We start from the raw sequence: 8,912 nt of genomic DNA, 5'->3' as shown, positions 1-8,912 counted from the left end.
AAACGGCTGGCGGCCAAAACCATGAATTGCACTATGGGGCAACAGGGGAAACGTCCCGAAGACGACATGAAGTGCGCGTTCCGGTCTGCCGGCAACAGCCGCGACCAGCTCGATCGCAAAGGCTGAATGGCCTCTATTTCAGATCCGCGGCAAGCCGTCTGCCGTCCTCCCGGCGACTTTCGCTTCGTCGCCGGTGTAACGCGCCTTCGATCGCATCCAGACCGGTTCCCATTCGCGCCTTCGCAACAAGAGGCAGGCCTGTCCTGCCGCTCACTTCGGCGCAATTTGGTAGCGCGTTCCCGTCAGGACAGGCTGGATCACCGCGTCGATTGCTGCGGACGTTCATGCCGGCCCGTTTCCAACTTCTTGACGATTGGAATTATCAGTTATGATAATTGAAAGTCCCAGCCGAAGAGATCCAGGGGCCTCCAATGCAAGGCTGAGATGCAAAATCCAGACGGCCGTTTTGTCACCGCCCCCGTCAGACCGGGTCGAACATGCCCGTAAACTCCGGATCGCTAAAATAGGCAAGTTTCTCTGCAAAAATTGGCCGTTGTCCGGCAAGGAACAGCAATTGTCCTTTTGCCGGCAGATTACGCACCTCATCAGGGGTGAGTAGCAGCCGGCCGGTATGTTGTTGGCTGTAGGAGATCCCAGTCTTATCGGAATCGATCGCTCCCGCCATCGTCTGGAATAAGACCGTTTCCTGCCCGAGCAAATCAGAGATGAGGCGGGCGCTGTCATGACCGTTGACGACGTAACCAAAACCCATTTGCTCAAGGAAATGACCGCCACCCATGCCGATCACAAAGGTGACGTTGAACAGGATGAACATAAATCCAAGAAGCCGTTTCCAGATCCGGAACGGCATGGTGATTAAAGCCAGAAATGCCCAAAGCGGATCACGCGCGACGGCTCGCATCATGTTCTTGAACGCGTCCCAAGAAAGCCGCAACCGGTTCATGGAGCACCCTGCCCGCTGTCGCCACCCTCTCCCTTGTCCGTCAGTCCTTGTCCGATGAGATCGTCAAACAGCGCCTTGTCATTATCGCGTGTCAGAAAGCCCGGCAGTTCGCGGCGCAGCCATTCACCGAGCTGTTTGCTGAACTCCTGATCACTCGAGGAATCCAGGTGATGCAGAACGAGCGAGCCGATCAGGACCTTGCGGCGCATATCGTTGTTGCGCTCGGTTTTCGAGAGCCGGGCCTTCAGCGCAGACCGTTGCGCCTCCAGTTCAGCCAGGCGCTGTTTTATGGTTTTCCTTGCCACGATTATTCCTTTCGATTGCGGTCGCACCGGAACGGCCCCTGTTAGCCACGGCTTCGCTCCTGGAAGACAGACCAGTTTCTACGGGGAGATCGGCATAGCGACTGAAAGAGGAGGTTGGACCCTATGGTTCATGATGCCGACGTCACCAGCGCAGATGAGATTTTCGCCCAAGAGCGAACAGAATGATTTTGAAAATCTGTCCATCCCTCCTGGCGTCAGACGCCGACCGCGCCACCAGATCAGCAAATTTTTTCTGAATAATTCCGGCGATGCGGACACGCTCGCGTTGCTTACGTTCCGGCAAAAACTCAAAGCTGGTCTTCATGTCTGCTCCGCTGATCCACGGTGTCCCGTATGGGCGAAACCAGAGCTCGCCCGAACTCCGGTTTTGATAGCCGCCAGGCAAATGCCTGCCTTCCCCGACTATGCGCCTTCGGTCCTGGCCAGCCATCTCTGATTGATGCCAATGGTATTGGAATACCGGCCGTCCTCAATAGCGAACATTGAAGGGTTCATTATCTCAGGTTGAATTTTGCTGACCACTTTTAGCAGTCGAAATGCCCGTTCGATGTTGCTAGCGTCGCCACCGGTAAACAGACAAGGGCAAGGTCGGCAACCCCCGCGATCCGGAGGTTCGGATAGGACCTCTCGCGAACGCTGCGCAATGGGAGAGGATTCAGGCCTATATCCGACTCGGCATCGACGAAGGGGCGACCCTGCTGACGGGCGGCACCGGGCGGCCGGCTGGAATGGAAAAGGGCTGGTTCGCCCGTCCGACAATCTTTGCCGGGGTCAGGAACGACATGCGCATCGCCCGCGAGGAGATCTTCGGCCCGGTCCTCTGCCTTATTGCCTATGACAACGAAGACGAGGCAATCGAGATCGCTAATGACAGCGATTATGGACTTCAGGCATATGTGCTCGGATCCGACCTCAGGCGTGCCGAAAAAATTGCCGAAAGGTTGGTGGCAGGCCGCGTCGTCATCAATGGCGCTCCTCATGATCCCCGCGCGCCCTTTGGCGGTTTCAAACAGTCTGGCATTGGCAGGGAAATCGGTGCCTTCGGCCTCGATGGCATGCTCGAACCGCGCGCCATTCTCACTCCGTGACACCAATTTTCGCCAGGCACGTGACGGCGCGCTCCGGTCTGCTGCACCCCGCGGCGTCAGCCGTGTCGGAACCGGCGTTCTGTGACGCAACACCAGGTCGAACCTAGCAGCCGGGACACGAGCAACATCCACCAGTCTCGGGTGGGAAATAATCGCAAAACTTATCATATGGAGAGAAATATGACCTACATACTTCATCCGGCGGAAACCGCACGCGGCACCGCGATGGTGCTTGGGTCTGCCATGGCCGCCGTACTGATGGCCTTTTCCCCGGCCCTTGCAGCGGAAACTGCCAAACCAGCACACTCGCTGACAGCCCGGGAAGACGATAGCATTCACCCGTTCCACGTGCATATCGACCAATCACAGATTGACGACCTCAAGGCGAGAATCAGAAATGCACGCTGGCCGGACAGGGAGACTGTGGGGGATATCTCCCAGGGCATCCAGCTCTCGCGGGTTCAGGACCTCGTTCGATACTGGGGCAGCGGCTATGACTGGCGAAACGCCGAAAACGAGCTCAACGCATTGCCTCAGTTTATCACCAGTATCGACGGTGTCGACATCCACTTTATTCATGTGCGCTCACGCCACCCCAATGCCCTGCCTGTCATCCTTACCCATGGGTGGCCGGGTTCAATCTTCGAGTTCACAAAGGTTATCGGCCCGCTGACGGATCCGACCGCCTATGGGGGCAAAGCCGAAGACGCATTCGATGTGATCATTCCGTCGATACCCGGTTATGGTTTTTCAGGTCACCCAACAGATCTCGGCTGGGGACCGGATCGTGTTGCACGCGCTTGGGACGTTCTTGTGAAGCGTTTGGGCTACACACGTTATGTCTCCCAAGGTGGCGACCATGGCTCGGTCATTTCCGATGCTCTCGCACGCCAAGCTCCAAAGGGTCTGCTTGGCATCCACCTCAATATGCCGGCCACAGTTCCCGGAACGCTGATGAGGGGTATCAGCAGCGGTGACGCTGCGCCGGCAGATCTCTCGCCTCCCGAACGAGATGCCTACAACGCTCTGCAGACGTTTTTCGGCAGAAACGCTGCTTACGGCGCGATGATGGTCACGCGACCGCAGACGATCGGATATTCTCTCTCGGACTCTCCCATTGGTCTCGCATCGTTCATCTATGAGAAGTTCGCGCAGTGGAGCGACAGCAATGGTGAACCCGAAAGTGTTCTTTCAAGGGACGAGATGCTCAACGATATCACCTTATACTGGTTGACCAACAGCGGCGCCTCTGGCGCACGCTTCTATTGGGAAAACAACAACAACAACTTCAGCGCGGACGCTCAGAAGACCCGCGACATTAAGATCCCCGTCGGTATCACGGTGTTTCCCAAGGAGATCTACCAGGCGCCCGAGAGCTGGAGCAGGCAGGCCTATCCGTCACTCGCCTATTATCATCAGGTGGATCACGGCGGGCATTTTGCAGCCTGGGAGCAGCCCGATATTTTCTCCCGTGAGCTGCGGGAAGCTTTCCGAAAACTGCGCTGAATCCCGTCAGACAAGCGCGGGATCAGCCCGCGCTTCACCACCTATTGCGTCTGGTCTTTCTATAACGCAAAGAAGCCGCCCCCGATTTGGGGCGGCTTTATACCAAGCCGAGCCATTTCAGGCGGCAGCAGCAATCCGTTCCTTCATCCACTGATCCAGCGACAGTCGCAGGGTTAAACGTTCGACCTCATCGGTTGAGGCAATTCCAATCAGGTATCTTGCGGCATCGACGGCCATGGCGCAGCCGATCGGAAGACGATTATCTTCGCAAAACTCATTTAAAACCTTGCGGATCTCCAGGAGCGATACGACTTCGTTGGACATCACGGTTCTCCATACTTGATAGCGACGTTGTGCCAATCGATGGGCAAGTCTTGTGTCTGGAGTTTTTCGTCAAAAGCCGGGAATGGTACCCGGATGTAGTTTCACCGGTTTGCGATACAATGAGCGACTGTCAACGGTGGCGATCGAAGCACGCGGCTGGCACTTTGGTGCTGGGACTTGACTGCTTCAGCCCGGCGTCGCCCTCAATATCCCGCCCTGTTCTGCACGAGAGCGGAAGCTCAAGCTGGATATCCTCCATCTCCGGCAGGCTCGCGATCCCGTCACGAAGGACAGGAGTTTCATCAGCTGGTCTGAACGGCATCGAAATCTCCATCTCCGCAGAAACCGGCCGCCGCCCGCTTTCGCCGGCAGCGGCGCCTTACGCGATCAGCCTTTCACAAAAGCCAGCAGATCGGGATTGATAACGTCTGCATGGGTGGTGAGCATACCATGCGGGTAACCTTTATACACCTTCAGCGTCCCGTTCTTCAGAAGCTTGACCGACAATTCGGCGGAGGCCGCAATCGGCACGACCTGATCGTCATCGCCGTGAAGGACGAGCGTGGGCACCGAGATTGCCTTCAGGTCTTCCGTCTGATCGGTTTCCGAGAAAGCCTTCACGCCATCATAATGAGCCTTGGCGCTGCCCATCATACCCTGACGCCACCAGTTCTGGATAACACCGGGATAGACCTTCGCGTCCGGACGATTGAAACCGTAGAAGGGGCCAGTCGGGACATCAAGGAAGAATTGGGCGCGATTATCGGCGACGCCCTTGCGGAAACTGTCGAAGACTTCGATCGGCAGGCCGCCGGGATTGGACGGCGTCTTCAGCATCAGCGGCGGAACGGCGGAGACAAGCACGGCCTTAGCGACGCGGCCCTGCGGCTCGCCGAATTTTGCGACATAGCGCGCAACCTCGCCACCGCCTGTCGAGTGCCCAATATGAACCGCATTTCTGAGATCGAGATGTTCGACGACGGCAAAGGCATCGGCGGCGTAATGATCCATATCGTGCCCGTCGCTCACCTGCTGCGACCGGCCGTGGCCGCGGCGGTCATGCGCCACGACGCGATAACCGTTCTCTACGAAGAACAGCATCTGCGCGTCCCAGTCGTCGGATGACAACGGCCAGCCATGATGGAAGACGATCGGCTGGGCATCCTTCGGGCCCCAGTCCTTGAAAAAGATATCGACACCGTCCTTGGTCTTTACGAATGATTCCGTCATTGGAAATGCTCCTTCGGTGGGAGATGGGGTGGAGTTTGAAAAAGCTGTCGATGGCATGGCCATCGCCGTGGAAAGTGCCGCGCCCGCCAGCAGAAGGTGCCGTCTGGAAAGCGCGAGCTCGATGGGATTGCCGGCCATTTCCTGTCCTGCGTTCAGCGCGCACGGCGCGTGGTTTCAAACAGGAACCATGTGCGCCGCTCGGTCTCGTCGATCCAGTTCTCGATGAGACTGGTGGTCGCGTGGTCGTTGAGGTCGGAGGTAAGGCTGTGCGTTTGCCGCAGGATGGCGGTCAGCTGTTTGTTATCCTCGCGCAGTTCGGCAAGCATATCCTCAGGCGTGACGAAGTCGGCGTCATTATCGAGGAGGCGCTGAAGGCGGGCGATATGTCCGATGGAGCGGATGGTGGTACCGCCGATCTTGCGCGCCCTTTCGGCGATGTCGTCGGTCATGGCAAAGATCTGGGCGCCCTGTTCGTCCAGCAGCGTGTGATAGTCGCGGAAATGCGGACCGGAAACATGCCAGTGGAAGTTCTTGGTCTTGACGTAGAGCGTAAAGACATCCGCCAGCAGGGCGGTCAACGCCGCGGCAATGTCGCGGCTTGCCTCCGCTCCGAGATCGGTCGGGGTTGCAAGTGGAAGCTTGCGGTTTCTGGAAGCTGTTGTCGTGTCCATGATCGTTCTCCTTTGGCAATTGACCGCCCGTTGTTGAGCGTCCCTGTTGCGGCTTTCTGATCGGCCTCGAGAATAGGGAGAAGAACGGGTGAGGAGAAATCCGCTGCTGGTACAGTCTACCCGATACCTAAGTGTAGTTTCGGCTAGCGCCGGCCCGGGATAACGTTTGCCCGTCGCCCCGCCCCTCGGCGATTGGCTCACAGAAGCCAGAAGCTCCGGCGTCCCCTCCCCGGAGCCGCGGATCTCCCTCCCGATCCGCAAAAGGCCGCCCCCGCCGCAGGAGGCGGCCTTTTTCATTTCGCCCTCTGGTGACCAGGCAACCTATGCATGAGTATGATGTTTAAGCGTGCGTACGTGGGCTAGCGTCGTGGCGCACGACAATCCCCAGGCTGCAAAATCGAAGGACATCCCACATGACAGAAGAACGCCCGGAAGGTATTGAAAAATATGATCATCCCGCCGGCGGTTGGGATGCGTTGAAAGCCGTCGCGAAAACCCTCGCCCACCAGCAGATCGTCGCCCAGGGCACCATGACGCTGCTCAAGGCAAATCAACCCGAGGGTTTCGACTGTCCCGGCTGCGCCTGGCCCGATCCCAAACACACCTCATCGTTTGAATTTTGCGAAAACGGCGCCAAGGCGATCACATGGGAATCGACCGCCAAACGATCCGGACCTGAATTTTTCGCACAGCACACGGTCTCCGAATTGTGGCAGTGGACCGACCACAAGCTCGAGGATGCCGGAAGGCTGACCCTTCCCCTGCATTACAATGCCGAGAGTGATCGCTATGAGCCGATCGCCTGGGACGATGCGTTCCGCCTGATCGCGCAGGAGCTCAACAAGCTTGGCGACCCAGACATGGCGGAATTTTACACGTCAGGCCGGGCGTCCAACGAGGCTGCTTTTCTCTATCAGCTTTTCGTGCGCGCCTTCGGGACGAATAATTTTCCCGATTGTTCCAACATGTGCCATGAGGCAACCAGCGTCGGCCTTCCGAAATCCATCGGCGTCGGCAAAGGCACAGTGACGCTGGAGGACTTCGATCATGCGGATGCGATCTTCAGCTTCGGCCATAATCCGGGCACCAATCATCCCCGCATGATGACGACGCTGCATAATGCCGCAAAACGCGGCGTGCCGATCGTCGTTTTTAATCCGCTGAAGGAACGGGCTCTGGAGCGTTTCGCCGCGCCGCAGGACCCGATCGAAATGGCGACGCTCTCTTCCACTCCGATCGCTTCCGCCTATTATCAGCTGCGCACCGGCGGCGATCTCGCCGCCCTGAAGGGCATCATGAAGGCGGTGTTTCAAATGGATGCGGAAAGCCTCGATGCAGGCGGAGCCGGCGCACTGGACCGGGCCTTCATCGAGCAACATACCTCAGGCCTCGACGTGCTGCGCAGCGATATTGATGCCACCTCATGGGATACGATCTGCTCGGTCAGCGGGCTGACGAGAGAGGCGCTAGAGAGCGTTGCCCGGGTTTATGTCAACGCCTCCAATGTCATTATCTGTTACGGCATGGGTATAACACAGCACGCCAAGGGTACGAGCAATGTCCAGCAGATTGCCAATCTATTGCTGCTGCGCGGCAATATGGGGCGCCAGGGTGCGGGGATAGCGCCCATTCGCGGCCATTCCAATGTTCAGGGTGATCGCACTGTCGGCATCACCGAAATCCCGAACAAGGCGCTGCTGGATGGAATGGAACGCGCCTTCGGTTTTCGCCCCTCCGCCGAAAAAGGCCACAATGCCATAGAAGCCGTCGAGGCAATCATCGCCGGAAAATCCCGGGCGCTCATCTGCCTTGGCGGAAACCTCGCCGTCGCTATGTCGGATACCGCCGCGACCTTCGAAGGTATGCGCAAACTCGATCTCGCTGTCCACATTGCAACGAAGCTCAATCGCTCGCATCTTCTGACGGCACGGACATCGCTGATTTTGCCCTGTTTCGGGCGAACCGATCTGGATACACAGGCCTCCGGCCCGCAGGCGGTGACCGTCGAGGATTCAATGTCGATGGTGCATGCCTCACGCGGTTTCCTCAAACCGCCAGGCGAACTTGTGCGGTCGGAGCCCGCCATCATCGCCGGCATCGCCAAGGCAACCATCGGAAACCGTCACGGCATTGACTGGGACTGGCTGATTGCCGATTACGATCGCATCCGCGACAAGATCGAAGAGGTCTTCCCTGACTTCAGGGATTTCAATAGCCGGGTCCGCGTGAAGGGCGGCTTCCGCCTTGATGTCGCAGCCTCCTTCCGCCGCTGGAACACAGAGAGCGGCAAGGCCAATTTCCTTGTCGCCACCGGGATCGAGGAAGATCCGCTGATCTCCAATCCGGACGCCCTCGTGCTGACGACCATCCGCAGCCACGACCAGTACAACACAACGATCTACGGCATGGATGACCGTTATCGCGGCGTCTTCGGCCGCAGGGACGTCATCTTCATGAATCGGCAGGACCTCGCCGAACGGGGCCTGAAGGATGGCGACCGCATCGATATTCACGGTATCGCCAAAGACAGTGAGGGGCGCCACCTCGTTCAGGGTTTCACGGCTGTTGAGTACGATATCCCGAAGGGCTCGGCAGCGGGTTATTATCCCGAGATGAATGCGGTGGTCGCGCTAGGCCGCTATGATCGCCTTTCGGGAACGCCTTCCTATAAAGGCGTACCGATTACGGTGAGTGCAGCAGCTGTCTGACGAGCAAAGGGCCGGCGCGTTGCAGAGGCCATGGGTGCCTGTGGACGACAGGTCCTGGATGCATATTTTTGCATATGGCCCCGCACCCATTTCCC

At 58.1% G+C, this 8,912-nt stretch carries 7 protein-coding genes and 2 pseudogenes; 3 read left to right on the top strand and 6 right to left on the bottom strand.

From position 1 onward, the window contains the following. Window positions 1–481 precede the first annotated feature (481 nt). The 3 genes and pseudogenes from DOU54_RS03880 to DOU54_RS03870 all read right to left on the bottom strand — a co-directional run. A pseudogene (locus DOU54_RS03880) lies at window positions 482–802 on the bottom strand (type IV secretory system conjugative DNA transfer family protein); the annotation flags it as partial. Between the two features lie 158 nt (window positions 803–960). Beyond that, on the bottom strand, window positions 961–1,269 hold the full coding sequence (locus DOU54_RS03875) for a mobilization protein (protein ID WP_146617325.1): 309 nt from the start codon (window positions 1,267–1,269) through the stop codon (window positions 961–963). Window positions 1,270–1,411: 142 nt separating this feature from the next. Next, window positions 1,412–1,594 carry a hypothetical protein gene (locus DOU54_RS03870; RefSeq protein ID WP_286079857.1) on the bottom strand — a complete coding sequence of 61 codons (183 nt, stop codon included), beginning with the start codon at window positions 1,592–1,594 and terminating at the stop codon, window positions 1,412–1,414. A 280-nt stretch (window positions 1,595–1,874) separates the two neighbouring features. On the opposite strand from DOU54_RS03870, the pseudogene DOU54_RS03865 reads away from it, so the two are divergent. Both DOU54_RS03865 and DOU54_RS03860 read left to right on the top strand, forming a co-directional pair. Further along, window positions 1,875–2,378 (top strand): annotated as a pseudogene (locus DOU54_RS03865) (aldehyde dehydrogenase family protein); the annotation flags it as partial. A 180-nt stretch (window positions 2,379–2,558) separates the two neighbouring features. After that, a complete protein-coding gene (locus DOU54_RS03860; RefSeq protein WP_113730730.1) occupies window positions 2,559–3,884 on the top strand; it encodes an epoxide hydrolase family protein in 1,326 nt (441 codons plus the stop codon). A gap of 117 nt (window positions 3,885–4,001) precedes the next feature. Here DOU54_RS03860 and DOU54_RS03855 read toward each other — a convergent pair whose 3' ends face one another. From DOU54_RS03855 to DOU54_RS03840, 3 genes are all read right to left on the bottom strand, one after another. After that, window positions 4,002–4,208 carry a hypothetical protein gene (locus DOU54_RS03855; RefSeq protein ID WP_034497773.1) on the bottom strand — a complete coding sequence of 69 codons (207 nt, stop codon included), beginning with the start codon at window positions 4,206–4,208 and terminating at the stop codon, window positions 4,002–4,004. Window positions 4,209–4,595: 387 nt separating this feature from the next. Next, window positions 4,596–5,576, bottom strand: a complete 981-nt coding sequence (locus DOU54_RS03845) for an alpha/beta fold hydrolase (RefSeq protein ID WP_113730728.1) — start codon at window positions 5,574–5,576, stop codon at window positions 4,596–4,598. Between the two features lie 14 nt (window positions 5,577–5,590). Further along, window positions 5,591–6,109 carry a Dps family protein gene (locus DOU54_RS03840; RefSeq protein ID WP_006700527.1) on the bottom strand — a complete coding sequence of 173 codons (519 nt, stop codon included), beginning with the start codon at window positions 6,107–6,109 and terminating at the stop codon, window positions 5,591–5,593. A gap of 413 nt (window positions 6,110–6,522) precedes the next feature. Between DOU54_RS03840 and DOU54_RS03835 the strand changes: the two genes are divergently transcribed. Continuing rightward, a complete protein-coding gene (locus DOU54_RS03835) occupies window positions 6,523–8,817 on the top strand; it encodes an FdhF/YdeP family oxidoreductase (protein WP_113730726.1) in 2,295 nt (764 codons plus the stop codon). Window positions 8,818–8,912: the final 95 nt, after the last annotated feature.

The sequence above is a fragment of the Agrobacterium sp. MS2 genome, assembly GCF_003261015.1.
GTDB classification, from domain to species: Bacteria; Pseudomonadota; Alphaproteobacteria; order Rhizobiales; family Rhizobiaceae; genus Agrobacterium; species Agrobacterium pusense.
This window is presented reverse-complemented; position numbering and strand designations above follow the sequence as displayed.

Excerpts from the sequence above, each read along its gene's own strand:
- DOU54_RS03855 (WP_034497773.1), bottom strand. The coding sequence starts at position 4,208 with ATGTCCAACGAAGTCGTATCGCTCCTGGAGATCCGCAAGGTTTTAAAT.
- DOU54_RS03835 (WP_113730726.1), top strand. The coding sequence starts at position 6,523 with ATGACAGAAGAACGCCCGGAAGGTATTGAAAAATATGATCATCCCGCC.
- DOU54_RS03845 (WP_113730728.1), bottom strand. The coding sequence starts at position 5,576 with ATGGCCGGCAATCCCATCGAGCTCGCGCTTTCCAGACGGCACCTTCTG.
- DOU54_RS03870 (WP_286079857.1), bottom strand. The coding sequence starts at position 1,594 with ATGAAGACCAGCTTTGAGTTTTTGCCGGAACGTAAGCAACGCGAGCGT.
- DOU54_RS03840 (WP_006700527.1), bottom strand. The coding sequence starts at position 6,109 with ATGGACACGACAACAGCTTCCAGAAACCGCAAGCTTCCACTTGCAACC.
- DOU54_RS03860 (WP_113730730.1), top strand. The coding sequence starts at position 2,559 with ATGACCTACATACTTCATCCGGCGGAAACCGCACGCGGCACCGCGATG.